This window comes from Stenotrophomonas sp. RIT309, assembly GCF_000632045.1.
Taxonomy (GTDB): domain Bacteria; phylum Pseudomonadota; class Gammaproteobacteria; order Xanthomonadales; family Xanthomonadaceae; genus Stenotrophomonas; species Stenotrophomonas indicatrix.
In genome coordinates this window covers 59,066-76,486 of the sequence record NZ_JFYS01000043.1, presented here as the reverse complement: position 1 = coordinate 76,486, position 17,421 = coordinate 59,066, and the positions used below count along the sequence as shown (strand labels likewise).

Below are 17,421 nucleotides of genomic sequence, written 5' to 3'. Positions count from 1 at the left end.
TCCCCAGGCTTATCGGGTTCACTACATGTCAGTGCGCAACAAGAACGATGCCGCTACGCCGGCATTGGCAAAGGGCAAGGCAGCCACGATCAACGACATCGCGCGACTGTCGGGTGTATCCAAGAAAACGGTTTCAAGGATCATCAACAACTCGCCGCTGGTGCGCAAGGACACGCGCGACAAGGTGGAAGCGTTGATGCGCGAAGTCGGCTACACCCCCGACCCGCTGGCCCGTGGCCTGGCCTTCCGCCGCTCGTTCCTGATCGGCATGGTCTACGACAACCCCACCGCGCAGTACATCGTGGACATGCAGTACGGCGCGCTGGATGCGCTGCGTGGCTCCAGCTTCGAACTGGTGGTGCACCCCTGCGACAGCCGCAGCCCGGGCTACATCGACGGCGTGCGCCGCTTCGCCCAGCAGCAGAAGCTGCATGGGGTGATCCTGGTGCCACGTGCGTCCGAAGACCAGGCGCTGGCGGACATGCTGGACGAGATCGGCTGCCGCTTCACCCGCGTGGCTGCGCTGCCGCTGGATGAAACCTCGCAGATGGTGGTCACCCACGACCGCGACGGTGCCGCCGAAGCGGCCGATTACCTGCTTTCGCTGGGCCACCGTGACATCGCCCTGGTGACCGGCCCGAGTGCATACCGCTCGGCGCACGAACGCACCGCCGGCTTCATCGAGGCGCTGTCGCAGCGTGGCATCGAGCTGCCGAAGGATCGCATCATCGAGGCCGGCTACACCTTCGAATCGGGTGTGGCCGCCGCCGAGAAACTGCTGCTGGGCAAGCGCCGTCCGACGGCGATCTTCACCGGCAACGATGAAATGGCCGCCGGTATCTACAAGGTCGCGCTGCGTGCGGGCATCAACATTCCGCGCCAGCTGTCGATCGTCGGTTACGACGACAGCCCGCTGGCCTCGCGCCTGTGGCCGTCGCTGACCTCGGTGCGCCGGCATACCCGCGACACCGGCCGCACCGCTGCGGCCATGCTGATCCAGCCCGAAGGCCAGCCTGCGCTGCAGATCGCCAGCGTGCGCCCGCACCTGATCGTGCGCGATTCCTGCCAACCGCCCGAGGATTGATCCCGCAGGGATCAATCCTGTAGGTCACGACCGTTGGTCGTGACACCTTTCACGGATCAGTCCGGTAGGTCACGACCGTTGGTCGTGACACTCCACCCGCCCTCCCCCCATCGATCGCACCTGCCGATGCCGTCCAACCACCATCGTGCAGCGCAAAATGACACCGGTTTCCTGTCTGGCTAGAATCGACCGTGAACCGTGCCGGGGCCGAACCATCGGCCCGCCCCCTGCTCTGGAGAAGCCATGTACTGCAAGACCCATTACGCCACCCATCCCGACGCCATCAAGGGCGCCAGCAACGATCAGCTGCGCGAGCTGTACCTGCTCGATGGCCTGTTCAACGCCGATGCGGTGACCCTGAAGTACACCCACTACGAGCGCTTCGTGCTGGGCGGTGCGGCGCCGGTCAACGGCCCGCTGTCGCTGCCGGCGCAGACCGAACCGGCGTCGGCCGCTGGCCATCCGTTCCTGGAGCGTCGCGAGCTGGGCATCATCAACGTCGGCAGCGGCACCGGTACGGTCACCGTCGATGGCACCGTGTACACGCTGGGGCCGAAGGATGGCCTGTACGTGGCGATGGGCAGCAAGGACGTCGTCTTCGCTTCGCAGGACGCCGCCAACCCGGCGCAGTTCTACCTGGCCTCGACCCCGGCGCATGCGCGCTTTGAAACCAAGCAGCTGTCGATCAAGGACGCGGTGGCACTGGATCGCGGCGCGCTGGAAACGAGCAACGAGCGCACCATCTACCAGTACATCGTGCCGGCCACCTGCCAGTCCTCGCAGCTGCTGCTGGGCCTGACCGTGCTCAAGCCGGGCAGCGTCTGGAACACCATGCCGCCGCACCTGCACGACCGCCGCAGCGAGGTCTATTTCTACTTCGACCTGGGCGACAGCGACCGCGTCTACCACTTCATGGGCGAGCCGGACGCACAGCGCCACATCGTCATCCAGAACAACGAAGCGGTGGTGTCGCCGCCGTGGTCGATCCACATGGGCGCCGGCACCAGCAACTACGCCTTCATCTGGGCGATGGGTGGCGAGAACCTGGATTACACCGACATGCACGTGCTGGACATCTGCCAGCTCAAGTAAGCGCCGGGCGGCCACCGCGCACGCCGTGCCGGTGGCCACCTGCCCCGCATCACGCACGCCTCTACCAAGGAACGCATACGCAATGGCCAATCCCTTCAGCCTGGAAGGAAAAGTCGCTCTGGTAACCGGTGGCAATACCGGCCTGGGCCAGGGCATCGCAGTGGCGCTGGCTGCCGCAGGCGCGGATGTCGCCGTGGCCGGCATCGCCCCGCCCACCGAAACCATCGAGAAGATCACCGCGCTGGGCCGCCGCTGCCTGGCGGTGGAAGCCAACCTGATCAGCATCGAGCCGGTCGAGCGCGTGGTGCGCGAAACGCTCGAAGGCCTGGGCGGGCTGGACATCCTGGTCAACAACGCCGGCCTGATCCGCCGCGCCGACGCGGTGGATTTCAGCGAGCAGGACTGGGACGACGTGATGAACGTCAACATCAAGTCGGCCTTCTTCATCTCGCAGGCCGCCGGCCGCCATTTCATCGCCCAGGGCAGCGGCAAGATCATCAACATCGCCTCGATGCTGTCGTTCCAGGGCGGCATCCGCGTACCGTCGTACACCGCCAGCAAGAGCGGCATCGCCGGCATCACCCGCCTGCTGGCCAACGAGTGGGCGGGCAAGGGCGTGAACATCAACGCGATCGCACCGGGCTACATGGCTACCGACAACACCGCCGCGCTGCGCGCCGACCAGGACCGCAACAAGGCGATCCTCGAGCGCATTCCGGCCGGCCGTTGGGGTACGCCGGAAGATCTGGCCGGCGCGGCGGTGTTCCTGGCCTCGTCGGCGTCGGATTACATCAACGGCGCGGTGCTGCCGGTCGATGGTGGCTGGCTGGCGCGGTAATGCTTGGTTTTCGGAAGTGCCGGCCACTGGCCGGCATTTCCACCGACGCTCAACGCATCCATGAAGTTGCCGGCCAGCGGCCGGCACTACCAGGGCCCGGCCATGCGGAAGCTGTTGTTGCTGTTGCTGCTGTCGAGCGCCGCCGCGCATGCGGCGCCGGTGCGGTTGTTCATTGCCGGTGACTCCACTGCGGCCGAATACGGGCCCGAGCGTGCGCCGCAGGCGGGGTGGGGCCAGGCGCTGCAGAGCTACCTGGATCCGGCGCGCTTCGAAGTGCGAAACCACGCCAAGGGTGGGCGCAGCACGCGCAGCTTCATCGACGAAGGGCGGCTGGATGCGATTGGCCGCGAGCTGCGTCGCGGCGATGTGCTGCTGATCCAGTTCGGCCACAACGATGCGAAGTTCGAAGACCGGACGCGTTATACCGATCCGGACAGTGACTACCCGCGGATGCTGATGCGCTACGTGCAGGTGGCGCGTGACAAGGGTGCCACGCCGGTGCTGGTCACGCCGGTGGCACGGCTGCTGTACGACTTCGGTTCGCTGCTGGATACGCACGCGCGTTACACGTTGGCGATGCAGCAGCTGGCCACACGCGAGCACGTGGCACTGATCGACCTCAACGACCGCAGCATGCGCTGGATCCGCGCGCTGGGCGAGCAGGGTGCACGCCCGTACTTCCTGTTCGTGCCCGAGCAGAAGAAGGCCGACGGCACCCATTTCAGCGTGGCCGGTGCGAATGCCGTGGCGTGCCTGGTGCTGCGCGAGGCGGTGCAGGTTCTGCCGGCGCTGCAGCCTGCACTGGTGCGCGATATCGACTGCGATGTGATGGGGGTGGGGCAGGGCGGCGATCCTGCGCGTGCCTCGCAGGTGGTGCACGAAGACACGCTGGCGCGCGCGCAACCGGGCCCGCATGGCGGCGCCGGGCCGACCACGGCGTACCCGTTCTTCGCCGATGCGCAGGGCCTGCCGTTCGTGCTGCGCAAGCGCGTGCTGCACAAGGGCGCGGGCATCGGCCTGCATCCGCAGCACAAGGATGAGATCTACTACATCGTGAGCGGGCAGGGCAGCTATGTGCTGGACGGAAAACAGCACGACGTGCGTGCGGGGCATGCGTTGCTGACGCGCAAGGGCAGCAGCCATGCGCTGCAGCAGGTAGGTGATGAGGATCTGGTGGTACTGCTGGCGTATCCGCGGTAACTGAAACGCAGCCGAGCGTGCGCTCGGCTCTACAACGGCTCCGGGCCGAAATGCTTCAAACCCAACCGGGCCAAGTCTTCCGGCCGTGCGAAATACGCTTCATCGAAGGCATGCAGTGCCTCCTGCTCCTGCTCGGTCATCGCGCCGTACAGGTCGGTCAGTTCCTTGATCGCCGGGTCGTCTTCCAGCCGGTCCAGCAGACCACGCATGCCGGCCAGGATCGCGTGCGTCTGCGTTGCGCCCATCGCCTGCAACGCGCGCAGCGCCAGCTGGCAGCTCGGGTCGCCCCAGTTGCACAGGAACTGCATGAAGCCGCCGTTGTTGATGTCCGCTTCCATCCGCCACAGCGCCACCAGCTGCTGGTCTTCATCGGACAGCGCATCGAGCGACCATGCGGCCGCCTTCAGGCGCGCCAGCGCGGCTTCATAGCGGTCATCCCACACCTGGTTGAGGATATCGACCACACCTGCCTCGCGCGGCGGCAGCAGGGCGGGCCAGTTCACGCCCAGGCCATCGGTCGTGAGCACCCACTGCGCACGCTGTTCAGCCGTGGCCTCGAACAGCGCAGGCGCCCAGCGCAACGGCTGCCGGGTGCGGCGGCCGTCGGCCAGGGTCATCAGGATGAAGTCGTCGTTGAAGGCGACGTCGGTTACGCGCAGCGAAGCAAATGCATCAGTCATGCCGTGCAGGATAGCGGAGACCCAGGATTGACCCCCTAATCTTCAAAAGCTGCAGACGCTTTTGAAGTCTAGCCGGACCTCGGCTGTCGCCTCACACATCCCCACCATCAGCCCAGCCTTCGCCCGTACCCGCCTGGAACACGCGGTCGTCGGCCTGCACGTCGCCCGCCGGCAGGTGCGCCTGGTCGGCCAGCGCGGCATAGATCGGGGTGAAGTCCGGCGACGTCGCCTGCATCAGCTGCTCGAAGCTGTCGATGACGAAGTAGGTCTTCTGGAAGGTGTCGATGCGGTAGCGCGTGCGCATGATCCGCTGCAGGTCGAAACCGATGCGGTTCGGTGCGGCCGACTCCAGCGAGTACAGCGATTCACCCTTCGAGGAGACGATGCCGGCACCGTAGATGCGCATGCCTTCGGGCGTGTCGATCAGGCCGAACTCCACCGTGTACCAGTACAGGCGGGTCAGGTTCTGCAGCGCCTCCGGGCCGATCGCATGTGCTTTGACGCCGCCGCGGCCGTAGGCCTCCATGTAGTTGGCGAACACCGGGTTCATCAGCAGCGGCACGTGGCCGAACAGGTCGTGGAACAGGTCCGGTTCGGCGATGTAGTCGATCTGGTCGGGGCGGCGGATCCACCACGTCACCGGGAAGCGGCGGTTGGCCAGGTGGTCGAAGAAATCCAGTTCCGGCAGCAGGCCTTCCACGCCGACCAGGGTCCAGCCGGTGGCCGCGCCCAGCACTTCATTGAGCTGGTCGAAGCGCGGGATCATGTGCGCGCTCATGCCCATCTCGTCCTGCGCATCCAGGAACTCCTGGCAGGCGCGGCCGACCAGCAGTTCGCGCTGGCGCTGGTACAGCGTGCTCCAGGTGGCGTGGTCGTCGGCGGTATAGGTGTCCCACGGCTGCTCGACGAGCGCGGTGGTGTACACCGGCACGTAGCCCTTGTCGGTCTGCTGGTGTTCGACGCGGCGGGGCTGGGCGAGATCCATGGAAGACTCCTTGACGGGATACCCACGATGCTAGGGCAGGGGGCGCGCAACAGGGTTGCAAAAGTTGCGCGGATTGACCTTGTTGGCGCAATATCCTTGCGTACTCACCATGTTGCGGGGCAACAATGGCCGGAGAAGTCCAGTTCGATCGCACGGATATACGTCTGCTGGCCGAAATCCAGCGTGATGGTCGCGCCACCAACGCGGAGCTGGCGACGCGGGTGAACCTGTCGCCGTCGGCCTGCCTGCGCCGCCTGCAGCGGCTGGAAAGCGAAGGGGTGATCGTCGGCTATGGCGCGCGCCTGGAGCCCCGCCGGCTCGGTCTGGGGCTGCAGGCGTTCGTGCGCGTCCAGCTGGAAAAGCATGACCAGGCCGCGATCGGGCACTTCGTCGACAGCGTGCAGGCATGGGATGAAGTGGTGGCTTGCCACGCCCTGACCGGCGACATGGACTATCTGCTGCATGTGTATGTGCGCGATCTGGAGCACTTCTCGCGTTTCCTGCTGGACAGGCTGCTCAACGCAGGTGGCGTGGCCGATGCCAATTCCAGCTTCGTGCTGCGCACGGTGAAGGGTTTCCAGGCGTTGCCGTTGTCGCAGCTGGAATGAACCGGCGGCCGCGGTGATGTTTGACGGCGCGCGCGGGCTGGCCGAGCATCGTGGCCCGCGGCGGCCGTGCACACGCAGGCCGCGCAGTGATTCCCTCTGGCTCCGGCATGTCTGATACCCCATCCCCGACGTCTTCCCCGTTGTTCCTTCCGCTGCGCGAGCAGAGCCTGCTGCGGCACCTGAGCGAAGGCACGTCGCCGGACACACCGCTGGAGCAGGCCGGCCTGCTGGTGGCCATGCTGTGCCGCCGGCAGAGGCCACCGGCCACCCAGCTGCAGCGGTTGCTGCACGACGCCTGTGCGCTGTTCGCCGCCGATGACGGCCCTGCTGCGCAGGCGCAGCTGGCGGCCAGCGCTGGACAGGACGCGCGGGCGCTGGAGGCGTGGCTGGGCGTGCTGGCCGCGCAGGACGTGTTGCTGGCACCGGACGAGGTGATGGAGGCGGTGCTGGCCGCGTCGCCGCATGCGTATCCCGGCGCGGACTTCCAGACGGCGTGCAGGATCACCCTGGAAGAGCACACGATCCACTTTCCGGCGACATCGCTGGCCGAAGGCGATGACGAAGACACCGGCGATGACGAACAGACCACGCATGCAACCCAGCACAACGGCCTGTTCACTTCCGAACAGGCACGCGTGCTGCGTGCGATCGCGGCCAATCCCGATGAATTGATCGACCTGCAGGCCTATGCCGGCACAGGCAAGGGCCATCTGGTGCTGGCGCTGCTGCAGGCTCGCCCGGGCCGTTACACCTACGTGGCGCCCACGCGAGGCCAGGTCGAGGCATTCCGCGCGCGGCTGCCGGCCGACGCCGGCACGCGCCTGCTGACCCAGATCGAGTTCGCCAATGCGATCGCCCGCCATGCCGCCGCCAACGGCCTGACTGGCGGCTTCGTACCGACCTACCGGCAGAGCACGCTGACCCTGCGTGAGGCGGCCGCCCGCCTCGGCCTGCCGGCCATCGGTGCACGCCGGCCGGACCAGGTCCTGATGATCGCCCTGGACGCCATCAACCGGTGGTGCGCGTCGTCAGCGCCGAACCTGCAGGCCTGGCACTTCCAGCGCTCGCTGGGCGCAGCGCAGCTGGAAGCCACGCCGTTCATCGCGGCCGCGGAGTTCGTCTGGCGTTGCATGTTCGATCCGGTGGTGCAGAAGGGCGGCTGCCTGCGCCTGGATGCCGGACACATCGGCAAATGGCTGGCCCTGCGTGCTGTGCCGCTGCCGGTGTCGCTGGGCATGGTGCTGGTCGATGAGGCGCACGATCTCAGCGCTGCATGGAAACAGCTGCTGGCCACCCACGCGCCCGGCGTGGTCAGCCTGGGCGATCCGCATCAACGGCTGAGCGGACGCGTACAGCGCTGGTCATCGGCGAAGACGCTGGAGATGCACCAGTCGGTGCGGCAGGGGCGGCAGGTCGATGCGCTGGTCAACCAGTCACTGGCGTTGGACGATCTCGGCGAACCGGCGCCTTTCGTGGGGGCCAGCGACCGCGCCACCGGCCTGCGCCGCTATGACGACTGGTCGGCGGTGCCCAGCACCGGCGCCCGTTTGTACGGCAGCCTGTGGCGGATGCTGCTGGAAGCCAACGAGCTGGTTGCGCGCGGCGCGCGCGTGCATCTGCATCCTGCGTCGCGGCAGGCGCTGTTGAAAGAGGTGGACGGTCCGATCGACGCCTGGCGCAGCGCCGCCGCTGGCGGCCCCGGACAACGCTGGGAAAGCTTCGTGCAGGTCTGTGCCAAGCGTGGACAGGCGGACATCCCCGCGCTGTTTGCCGGTGGCTTCGATGCTGCGGCGTTGCAGCGCCTGCTCGGGCAACTGGTCGATGCGGACGAGGCCAGCGTCGTGCTGTGCCTGGCCCAGCACGCCAAGAACCTGCAGTTCGCCACGGTGTCCATGGCGCCGTGCTGCTTCGACAGCGGCCATGATGCGCGCGCGCTGCACAGCCCGGTGCGCGCCGCCTATGTGGCGATCACCCGTGCCCAGCAACAGCTGTGGCTGCCGGGGGACGCGATGGAGCAGTTGCAGCTGAGCGCACAGCGGCATGACCGGGCGGTGGATGAGCGGCGCCGGCAGCGACGCCTGGCCAGTGGTTACCCACCACCGCGGCGCTGACCGCGGCGGCCGTTCAAGCGCCGCGCGTCAGCACTTTTCCTTGCGGCCCATCAGCTTGCCCAGGCGCGAAGGCTCGTCGCACTTGGGCGCCGCCACCGGTGCCGGTGCCAATGCGGCGGCGCGGGCCTTCTGCAGCTGCTGGATCTTGGCGCGGATCTGCGGCATCGCCGCCATCGCGGCCTTCTCGCCTTCCAGGATGGCCGTGCCACGCTGGCTGAAATCGGCAGCACCGATGTCCAGCACCTTCGGCCGGATCACGATGTCGGCGCGCGCCAGTTCCTGCTCGCCCAGGCGCTGGCCCATGATCGAGATCGACTGGTTGACGATGCCGAGCATGCCGGTCGGTGCCTTGCCGCTGGCCTTGCTGGAGATGTCCACGGCGATCACGAACTCGGCACCGAGCTGTCGTGCGGCATCCACCGGCACCGGGCTGACCACGCCGCCGTCGATGTAGTTGCGGCCACCGATCTTCACCGGCTCGAACACGCCGGGGATGCTGCTGGAAGCGCGTACCGCCTGGCCGACGTTGCCGCGCACGAAGATCGAACGCTCGCCGGTTTCCAGCTGGGTGGCGACGGCGGCGAACGGCTTCTTCAGGCGCTCGGCCGGGCGGTTGGCCACCTGTTCGTTGACGTAGTCCTGCAGCTTCTGGCCCTGCACCAAGCCACCGGAGAACAGGCGCACGTCGCGGATGCTGGCTTCGTCCAGCGCCACCGCCTTGCTCTGCATCTGGAAGGCGTCCATGCCGCTGGCATACAGGGCGCCGACCACGCTGCCGGCACTGGTGCCGGACACCACCACCGGTTCGAAGCCGTTGGCCTCGAGCATCTTGATCACGCCGATGTGCGCAAAGCCCTTGGCCGCGCCGCCGCCGAGCGCGATGCCGATCTTCACCGGCTTGGCCTGCGGAACCACGGTGGGCTGCGCGGGCGGGGTGGGGCGGACCTCTTCACCACCGCAACCGGCCAGCAGGCCGAGCAGGGCGACGGACAGCAGCACGCGGGGGCGGAACAGGCTCATCGGCAGTGCGCTCGCGGCGCCGGATTCAGGAAAGGGCGCCAGCATACCGAAGGCGTGGCAGGCCGGGCAGGGTGGGTCGGCTCCCCATTCATGAAATCGCCTGCCGCCGACTGGGTAGTGCCGGCCGCTGGCCGGCAATCGCTGGGATGCATGGGTTGCCGGGGTTGCCGGCCAGCGGCCGGCACTACCAGCCGTCCAGCCTTCCCGATCAGCCCAGCAGCGAACTCTCGCCGCGGCTCTTGCCGCCGCCCTGCGGCGCGGCCATCCACATGCGGCCGGCCAGGCGCGAGAACGGCAGCGACTGCAGCCAGACCTTGCCTGGCCCGGTCAGGGTGGCCAGGAACACGCCCTCGCCACCGAACAGCACGCTTCGGATGCCTTTGACCCGGCGCACGTCCATGTCCACGGTCGGGTGGTAGGCGACGATGCAGCCGGTATCGACGTCCAGGCGTTCGCCGGCGGCCAGCTCACGCTCGACCACGCAGCCGCCGGCATGGATGAACACCCAGCCATCGCCTTCAAGCTTCTGCATGATGAAGCCCTCGCCGCCGAACAGGCCGGTCATGATCTTGCGCTGGAACTGCACGCCGATCTGCACGCCGCGCGCGCCGGCCAGGAAGCTGTCCTTCTGGCAGATCAGGCGCCCGCCGTGCTGGTCCAGCTTCATCGCCAGCACGGTGCCGGGATAGGGCGCGGCGAAAGCGACCTTGCCGCGGCCCTGGCCGGTCTGCGTGTAGACGGTGGCAAACAGGCTTTCACCGGTCAGCACGCGCTTGCCGGCCGCCATCACCTTGTCCATGAAACCGCCACTCTGGCCGCTGCGCGCGCCGCCGCCGAAGACGGTGTCCATCTGCACCGAGGAATCCTTGAACATCAGCGCGCCGGCCTCGGCCACCGCGCCTTCGCCGGGATCCAGCTCGATTTCCACGAACTGCATTTCATGGCCGACGATGCGGAAGTCGATGCGGTCGGCGCGGCCGCCGGTTGACGCGGTTGCGACTGCAGGGGTGACTGCAGGCATCGGCGGCGGAGCCGCGGTGCCGGTGCCGGTGCCGGTGCCGGCCTGCTGCAGGGCGGCGATTTCGGACACCGGTGTCCACCCTGTCATGCCCTGGCACCAGGCCAGCGCGCGCGGATTGGCCTGGGCGAAGCGGCGCGCAGCCTCCTCGTCGAACGGACCGACACGGTCGGCCTGGCCGGGAGCATGGAAGTACCACTGGGTCATCGCAGCAGGTCCGTTGCGGGAAAAACCCCGAGTCTAGCGGCAGCGTCCGGCGGCGCGCGAGGCGGCCATGAACGATCGGCATTTGCGAGGGAGGTGCTGTATTGCAACAATTATCTGGTAGCGCCGTTTTACCACCCCTCCAAACACAGCCTACCGCCATGTCTCCGACCCGTACTTCCCGTGGCCGCTCTCCGGTCGCGCGCCCGCTCGTTGTCGCTCTTTCCGCCCTGCTGCCGCTGGTAGCAGCCGCCCAGGAAACCCCCGCCGCCAAGGATCCGGTCGCCCTCGATGCGCTGCAGGTGACTGCACAGCGTCGTGTCGAGAACGCCAAGGACGTGCCGGTTGCGATCAGCGCGATCCAGGGCGAAAAGCTCGACGTGCTCGGTTCGGCGGGCGATGACATCCGCTTCCTTGCTGCGCGCGTGCCGAGCCTCAACATCGAGTCGTCCTACGGCCGTGCCTTCCCGCGCTTCTACATCCGCGGCCTGGGCAATACCGATTTCGACCTCAATGCATCGCAGCCGGTCTCGCTGGTGTACGACGATGTGGTGCAGGAAAGCCCGCTGCTGAAGGGCTTCCCGCTGTTCGACCTGGCCGGCGTGGAAGTGCTGCGCGGCCCGCAGGGCACCCTGTTCGGGCGCAACACCCCGGCTGGCGTGGTCAAGTTCGATTCGGCGCGGCCGTCGCAGGATGCCGATGGCTACGTGCGCGTGGGCTATGGCAGCTACAACAGCTGGAACGTGCAGGGCGCCTACGGCGGCCCGCTGACCGACCGCTGGTCCGCACGCGTGTCGGCCATCTACCAGCGTCGTGACGACTGGGTCGACAACACCCGTGCCGGTGCGCCCAACAGTGGTTTTGAAGGCTATGACGAAGCAGCCGGCCGCGTGCAGTTCCTGTACGAAGGCGATGACTTCGAAGCGCTGTTCAACCTGCACAAGCGCAAGCTCAACGGCACCGCGCGCCTGTTCCGCGCCAACATCATCGAGAAGGGCGGCAACGCGCTGGTCGAGAACTTCGACCGCGACAAGGTCGCCAACGACGGCGTCAATTTCTCCGACCTGGAAACCTGGGGCGGCAGCGCGCGCCTGCAGTGGAACCTCGGTTCGGTGACCCTGCATTCGATCACCGGCTATGAGACCGCCGAATCGCTCAACCGCGGCGACATCGACGGTGGCTACGGCGCCGCGTTCCTCGGCGCGGGCAACTCCGGCCCGGGCCTGATTCCGTTCTCGTCCGAGTCGGCCGACGGCCTGCCGCACCACCGCCAGTGGACCCAGGAATTCCGCGTGGAATCCAACGAATGGGGCCGCTTCGACTGGCAGGCCGGCGTCTTCTACTTCGATGAAGACGTCACCATCAACAACTTCAACTACGACTCGCTGACCCCGGGCAACCCGCAGACCGGCCACGTCGTGCAGCAGCAGCGCAACAAGGCATGGGCGGTGTTCGCTTCGGGCGACTTCGATGTCACCGACCGCTTCAAGCTGCGTGCCGGCGTGCGCTATACGCAGGACAAGAAGGACTTCAGTGCCAGCGTGCTGCAGGCCGTGCCGTTCGGCACCCCGGTCAGCGGTCCGTACCTGGCCAACACCGACGTCAACGACGTCAGCTGGGATGTCAGCGGCGTGTACAAGCTGACCGACAACGTCAATGCCTATGCACGCGTGGCCAAGGGCTTCCGCGCACCGTCGATCCAGGGTCGCCTGGCGTTCGCACCGGGCCTGTCGCAGGCCGATTCGGAGAAGGTGATTTCGTACGAAGCCGGCATCAAGGCCGACCTGTTCGAACGTCGTGCGCGCCTGGGCTTCAGCGTGTTCCGCTATGACGTGGACGGCCAGCAGCTGATCGCCGTCGGTGGCACCAACAACACCGCCACCCTGCTCAACGCCGACAAGACCATCGGCCAGGGCGTGGAGCTGGACCTGGAAGCCTACCTGGCCGACAACGTGCTGCTGACCTTCGGCAGCAGCTACAACGACACCGAGATCAAGGACAAGAACCTGGCGGTGGCGGTCTGTGGCGGCGGTTGCACCATCACCGACCCGACCACGGTCATCAATGGCGGCACCTATGCGCTGGTCAACGGCAATCCGCTGCCGCAGGCACCGAAGTGGATCCACAACGCGACCCTGCGCGTGGGCTTCCCGCTCAGCGATGGCAGCGAGCTGTATGCCTACACCGACTGGGCCTACCGCAGCGCGGTGAACTTCTTCATCTACGAGTCGCCGGAATTCCGCGGCCGCAGTTCGCTGGAAGGTGGCCTGCGCCTGGGTTACAACTGGGATTACGGCCAGTACGACGTGGCCGTGTTCGGCCGCAACCTGACCAACCAGACCCGCGTGGTCGGCGCGATCGACTTCAACAACCTGACCGGCTTCCTCAACGAGCCGCGTACCTGGGGCGTGGAGTTCACCGCGAAGTTCTGATGCGGCTGCAGCAGTAATGAAATGACGAAGGGCCGGCGCAATGCCGGCCCTTCTGTTTTTCGCGTCCGCCGGGCATGGCCCGGCGCTACCCATGCGTCGCGCCCGGTAGCGCCGGGCCATGCCCGGCGAGCGCAGCGGCGGTGGATTACAAGGCGCTCTGCGGGCGCACCTTCAGCACGGCGTTCTCGGTGGCGCAGTCGCGGCTGGAATGCAGGCCGGCCTTGCGCGCAGCAGCGATCTCCCTGCGCGCGGCAAGCAGGTCGCTGTTGAACGCCGCGTTGTCATGCAGGCGGGCCACGGCGGCGGCGCCCATGAAGCGGCCTTCGAGGATGTCGCTCTGCCAGTGCACGTTGCACACCAGGCGGCTCTCGCCGTAGTTGCGGCCGCGCGCCTGGATGGCATCGGCGCGGTCGGGTGCGATCTCCGACAGGATCAATGCCCATGCCCAGCCGATCGAGGTGTGGCCGGACGGATAGGAGCCGTTGCTGCGCAGCCCCTCCTCATCCTTCGGCGAGCAGGTCGGCTCACCGTTGACCATGAACGGACGCGGGCGCTGGTACATGTTCTTGGCAGCCTTGGTGGCAGCACTGGCGTCGATGCGGCTGCGCTCCAGCAGGCGGTACAGGGCCGGGGTCTTCACTGCATCGACGTCGATGTCGGCGGCACAGGAAAAATGGTTGGCACCTTCCGGAAAGCCGAGTTCGGCATCGACGCCGGCCTGGGCGAAACGCGGGCTGCCGCGCAGCGCACGTGCTTCACGGCTGACCTGCTCGTCCAGCGCAAAGGCCGCCGAGCCGGCGGCCGGTGGTGCCGGCACCAGATCGATGCTGGCCGGCACTGCGGTCTTGTCCAGGTAGCCCACGGCCTTGGTGGTGACGTTGGCTTCGACGGCGGTCGGTTTGCTGGTGGTGGTGGCGGCACAGCCGGCCAGCGACAACGCGATGGCCAGGCCCAGCAGCGGCCGGGCAGGGGGGAGGATCGACGACATGGGCAGACTCGGGCAGGGAACTCGCCGGCCATGATCGCAGCCTCGATTGCCGGCCGCAGCGTCCATCGGTCATACGGCCAGACCCGGCATGGTCCCGCTGCACTGGATGAAAACGGTAATCAATTGTCGGCAATCTGCTGAATCCGGGCGCAGCGCACGGACTTTCACGCGCTGCCGCCACGAGCATCAGGTCACAGCCGGGCCGGGGGGATCCGCTGAAAGGGAGAGACGCGATGCGCAGCACCGCAACAGGAAGTACCGTTCTGGCCCTGCTCCTTGGGGTGTCGACCGTACCGGCGCAGGCCGCCGATGTGTACGGCGTCGCCTTCGTACACGGCACCGGCGCGCAGACCAATGCCACGCAGGACTACTGGCAGCCGGCGATCATCGACACCGTCCGCCAGGGCCTGCCGAACAGCAGCAACTACGTGGTCATCAACTGCGACTTCACCCAGTACATGTGGAAGCCGGAAGCGGCCGGCTGCCTGGCCAACCAGCTTACCGGCTTCATCGACAGCCGGGGCATCACCCAGCTGGTGGTGATCACCCATTCCAACGGCGGCAACGTGATGCGCTGGATCCTGTCCAATCCCACCTACGACAGCCGCTACCCGAAGATCATCAACCGGCTGCGCAAGGTCACTGCGCTGGCGCCCTCCTCGGCAGGTACGCCGCTGGCCGACGCCGTGCTCAACGGCAACACCTTCGAGACCTCGCTGGGCTGGCTGCTGGGCTACAAGAACGATGCCGTGCGCATGCAGCAGGTGGGGCACATGGCCACCTACAACGCGCAGAACCTGTACGGCACCGCCGGCCGTCCGGCCCTGCCCAAGCCGTTCCGCGCAGTGGTCGGCAGCGATGTGGAATCGGCAGTGTGGGACAGCAACAGCTACTGCGGCGGCTACTCCGCCAATGTCGGCCTGGAGTTCACCCAGAACTGGCTGTCGTCGTGCTCGGACGGTTTCCTGGAGTGCAGCAGCCAGAAGGCGGCCGGCACCCTGTGGTTCACCGACAAGGCGCGCACCCAGGGCGCCGAGCCGCTCAGCCACAACCAGAGCCGCCGTGAGTGCTTCGGCCTCGGCGGCATCCTGCGCAACGACCTGACCCAGTGAGGGAGATGACCATGACGATCCATTCCACCCTGCTGGCTGCCGCCGTGCTGGCGGTCCTTTCCACTGCATCGGCGCAGGCCGCGCAGCCGCTGCGTGTTGCCGCTGGCGACCAGATTCCCGCCGGCCTGGTTGCCGCGCCGCTGCCTGCCGATGAAAGCGAGCACTCGCCGCTGGCCTTCGCCTGGGCGCTGGACCCGGCACAGCCACTGCAGGCCCCCGGTCCCCAGGCCGCCATCAGCCGCAGCTACTGGCAGCAGGTCGACGCTGCCGAACTGCAGCGCGGCCTGGAACTGCCACTGAGCGCACCGGATGCGGTGATCCAGCTCAGCCCGGCGCCGGGCGCCCGCGCGCTGCCGGCAAGCTCGCTGCAGGTACGTGATCCGGCGGGGCGCAGCAGCGTCGCGCGCAGTGTCGACGCACGCCAGCTGCAGGATGCGGGCATGCCGGTCGGTGATGGCAGCAGCATGCTGCGCACCGGCACCACCAGCGCGGCCGGCGCTTACCGCCTGCAGAGTGCGCAGGCGCAGGGCCGCTATGTGGTGCAGGTGCTGGAGCCCAACAGCCCGCTGCGGTTGGAAGTGCAGGCCAGCCAGACGCAGGTGCTGGCCGGAGGCAACGTGCAGCTGCAGGCGCGTCTGCTGGAAGACGGTGCCAGCGCGTCGGCGTTGCGCACACGGCGTGACAGCCTCGGCGGCGAAGCGCTGCTGGTCGCACCCGATGGCCGCAGCTGGCCGCAGCGGTTGCTGCGCACCACCGATGGCAGCCTGCGTGCACAGGTAAGGATTCCGGCCGAGGCCAGCAACGCACAGGGCCTGTGGGAACTGCAGGTGTTCGCCCAGGCCGACGGCGTGCTGCGCGATGGCAAGGTCGCCTTCGCCGTGGCGCGGCCAACCGCACGCTTCACCGGCCAGGCCGCCCCCGACCCGGCCAGCCGCCAGGTCAGTCTGCCGTTGCAGGTGGCCGCCGCCGGCCGCTACGAGGCGCGCGGCACCCTGTATGCCACCGCAGCCAACGGCCAGTTGCAGCCGGTGGCGCAGGCGCATGCCGCAGCGTGGTTCGATGGCCCGGGCCGCGGCGCGCTGGTACTGCCCTTCGACCAGGCCGCGTTGCCTGCCGGCTTCGGTGCGCCCTATGAACTGCGCGACCTGCAGCTGCAGGACCAGAGCCGGATGGCACCGATCGAGTCGCGCGCGCTGGCGTTGCGGTTCTGAAGCAGGGCGTGGCGGGCCGGACGTCCGGCCCGCCACAGACGCGGTGTCACCCCGCGTACGCGGTCAGCCGTCCTTCCTGTTCCACCACCGTGATCGCACCGCCGAACACGGCTGACAGCGGTTCGTCGCGCAGCAGCTCGGCGCGCGCTCCATCGGCCACCACGCGGCCGTCGCGCAGCAGCACCACGCGCTCGATCTCGGGAATCACTTCCTCGATGTGGTGGGTGACCAGCACCAGGGTGATGCCCTGCTGCGCAAGCACGCGCATGGTGGCGATCAACTGCTGGCGGGCGACCAGGTCCAGCCCGGTGGAGGGTTCATCCAGCAGCAGCGCCTGCGGCCGGTTGACCAGCGCGCGGGCGATCAGCACCCGGCGGGTCTCGCCGGCCGACAGTTCGGCGTAGGCACGCTCACGCAGGCCCGACGCACCGGTCATCGCCAGGGTCTCGCCCACCCGCATGCGCATATCGTCGGTGACCTCGCGGAAGGCCGGCACCATGTAGCTGGCGAAGAACCCCGACAGCACCGCCTGCTCCACCGTCAGCCCCGGCATGTCGGCCAGGTTGCTGCTGAGGTCACCGGTGACGATGCCAAGTTGGGAACGCAGCCGGTCGACCTGCCAGCGGTTCTGCCCCAGCACCTTCACCGCCACCGTGCCGTCGGCCTGCGCCAGCGGGTACAGCTCGCGGGTGATCAGCTTGATGAAGGTGGACTTGCCACAGCCATTGGGGCCGAGCAGGGCGGTGTGCTGGCCCTGCGCGATGCGCAGGCTCAGCCCGTGCAGGACCTTCACCTGTCCGCGCATCACGCTGGCGCGGTCCAGTTCGATCAAGGGCGG

The 17,421-nt window shown here is 67.7% G+C and carries 15 protein-coding genes; 9 read left to right on the top strand and 6 right to left on the bottom strand.

Features of this window, described 5'->3' with window-relative positions; translation table 11 throughout:
• Window positions 1–25 precede the first annotated feature (25 nt).
• The 4 genes from BW38_RS01510 (at window position 26) to BW38_RS01525 (ending at window position 4,214) form a co-directional block, all read left to right on the top strand.
• Window positions 26–1,084 (top strand): LacI family DNA-binding transcriptional regulator, encoded by a 1,059-nt coding sequence (locus BW38_RS01510; RefSeq protein WP_025875485.1) that lies wholly within the window; start codon window positions 26–28, stop codon window positions 1,082–1,084.
• Between the two features lie 243 nt (window positions 1,085–1,327).
• Window positions 1,328–2,176, top strand: a complete 849-nt coding sequence (kduI, locus tag BW38_RS01515; protein ID WP_032978442.1) for a 5-dehydro-4-deoxy-D-glucuronate isomerase — start codon at window positions 1,328–1,330, stop codon at window positions 2,174–2,176.
• A gap of 82 nt (window positions 2,177–2,258) precedes the next feature.
• Window positions 2,259–3,014 (top strand): 2-dehydro-3-deoxy-D-gluconate 5-dehydrogenase KduD, encoded by a 756-nt coding sequence (gene kduD, locus BW38_RS01520; RefSeq protein WP_032978440.1) that lies wholly within the window; start codon window positions 2,259–2,261, stop codon window positions 3,012–3,014.
• A gap of 102 nt (window positions 3,015–3,116) precedes the next feature.
• Window positions 3,117–4,214 carry a GDSL-type esterase/lipase family protein gene (locus BW38_RS01525; protein WP_032978573.1) on the top strand — a complete coding sequence of 366 codons (1,098 nt, stop codon included), beginning with the start codon at window positions 3,117–3,119 and terminating at the stop codon, window positions 4,212–4,214.
• A 29-nt stretch (window positions 4,215–4,243) separates the two neighbouring features.
• Here BW38_RS01525 and BW38_RS21645 read toward each other — a convergent pair whose 3' ends face one another.
• Both BW38_RS21645 and phhA read right to left on the bottom strand, forming a co-directional pair.
• Window positions 4,244–4,894, bottom strand: coding sequence for a DUF4375 domain-containing protein (locus BW38_RS21645; RefSeq protein ID WP_081794602.1), 651 nt, complete (start codon window positions 4,892–4,894; stop codon window positions 4,244–4,246).
• Between the two features lie 91 nt (window positions 4,895–4,985).
• Window positions 4,986–5,879, bottom strand: a complete 894-nt coding sequence (gene phhA, locus BW38_RS01530) for a phenylalanine 4-monooxygenase (RefSeq protein WP_025875475.1) — start codon at window positions 5,877–5,879, stop codon at window positions 4,986–4,988.
• A gap of 125 nt (window positions 5,880–6,004) precedes the next feature.
• Between phhA and BW38_RS01535 the strand changes: the two genes are divergently transcribed.
• Both BW38_RS01535 and BW38_RS01540 read left to right on the top strand, forming a co-directional pair.
• The gene (locus tag BW38_RS01535) at window positions 6,005–6,487 is read left to right on the top strand and encodes an Lrp/AsnC family transcriptional regulator (RefSeq protein ID WP_025875473.1); all 483 of its coding nucleotides are present in this window, start codon (window positions 6,005–6,007) and stop codon (window positions 6,485–6,487) included.
• Between the two features lie 107 nt (window positions 6,488–6,594).
• On the top strand, window positions 6,595–8,598 hold the full coding sequence (locus tag BW38_RS01540; RefSeq protein WP_032978571.1) for a hypothetical protein: 2,004 nt from the start codon (window positions 6,595–6,597) through the stop codon (window positions 8,596–8,598).
• Between the two features lie 27 nt (window positions 8,599–8,625).
• Here BW38_RS01540 and BW38_RS01545 read toward each other — a convergent pair whose 3' ends face one another.
• Entirely contained in the window at window positions 8,626–9,618 is a 993-nt protein-coding gene (locus BW38_RS01545) for a patatin-like phospholipase family protein (protein ID WP_025875469.1), read from the bottom strand.
• Between the two features lie 208 nt (window positions 9,619–9,826).
• Window positions 9,827–10,843, bottom strand: coding sequence for a TIGR00266 family protein (locus tag BW38_RS01550; RefSeq protein WP_032978569.1), 1,017 nt, complete (start codon window positions 10,841–10,843; stop codon window positions 9,827–9,829).
• A 158-nt stretch (window positions 10,844–11,001) separates the two neighbouring features.
• Between BW38_RS01550 and BW38_RS01555 the strand changes: the two genes are divergently transcribed.
• The gene (locus tag BW38_RS01555) at window positions 11,002–13,272 is read left to right on the top strand and encodes a TonB-dependent receptor (protein ID WP_032978438.1); all 2,271 of its coding nucleotides are present in this window, start codon (window positions 11,002–11,004) and stop codon (window positions 13,270–13,272) included.
• A gap of 145 nt (window positions 13,273–13,417) precedes the next feature.
• On the opposite strand, the gene BW38_RS01560 is transcribed toward BW38_RS01555, so the two are convergent.
• A complete protein-coding gene (locus tag BW38_RS01560; RefSeq protein ID WP_032978435.1) occupies window positions 13,418–14,260 on the bottom strand; it encodes a phosphatase PAP2 family protein in 843 nt (280 codons plus the stop codon).
• A 233-nt stretch (window positions 14,261–14,493) separates the two neighbouring features.
• Between BW38_RS01560 and BW38_RS01565 the strand changes: the two genes are divergently transcribed.
• Together BW38_RS01565 and BW38_RS01570 are read left to right on the top strand one after the other, a co-directional pair.
• On the top strand, window positions 14,494–15,372 hold the full coding sequence (locus tag BW38_RS01565; protein ID WP_025875463.1) for a hypothetical protein: 879 nt from the start codon (window positions 14,494–14,496) through the stop codon (window positions 15,370–15,372).
• Between the two features lie 11 nt (window positions 15,373–15,383).
• A complete protein-coding gene (locus BW38_RS01570; protein ID WP_032978565.1) occupies window positions 15,384–16,583 on the top strand; it encodes a DUF4785 domain-containing protein in 1,200 nt (399 codons plus the stop codon).
• 46 nt (window positions 16,584–16,629) lie between these two features.
• Here BW38_RS01570 and BW38_RS01575 read toward each other — a convergent pair whose 3' ends face one another.
• Complete coding sequence (locus tag BW38_RS01575; protein WP_032978432.1) at window positions 16,630–17,415, bottom strand: ATP-binding cassette domain-containing protein; 786 nt, start codon at window positions 17,413–17,415, stop codon at window positions 16,630–16,632.
• Window positions 17,416–17,421 lie beyond the last annotated feature (6 nt).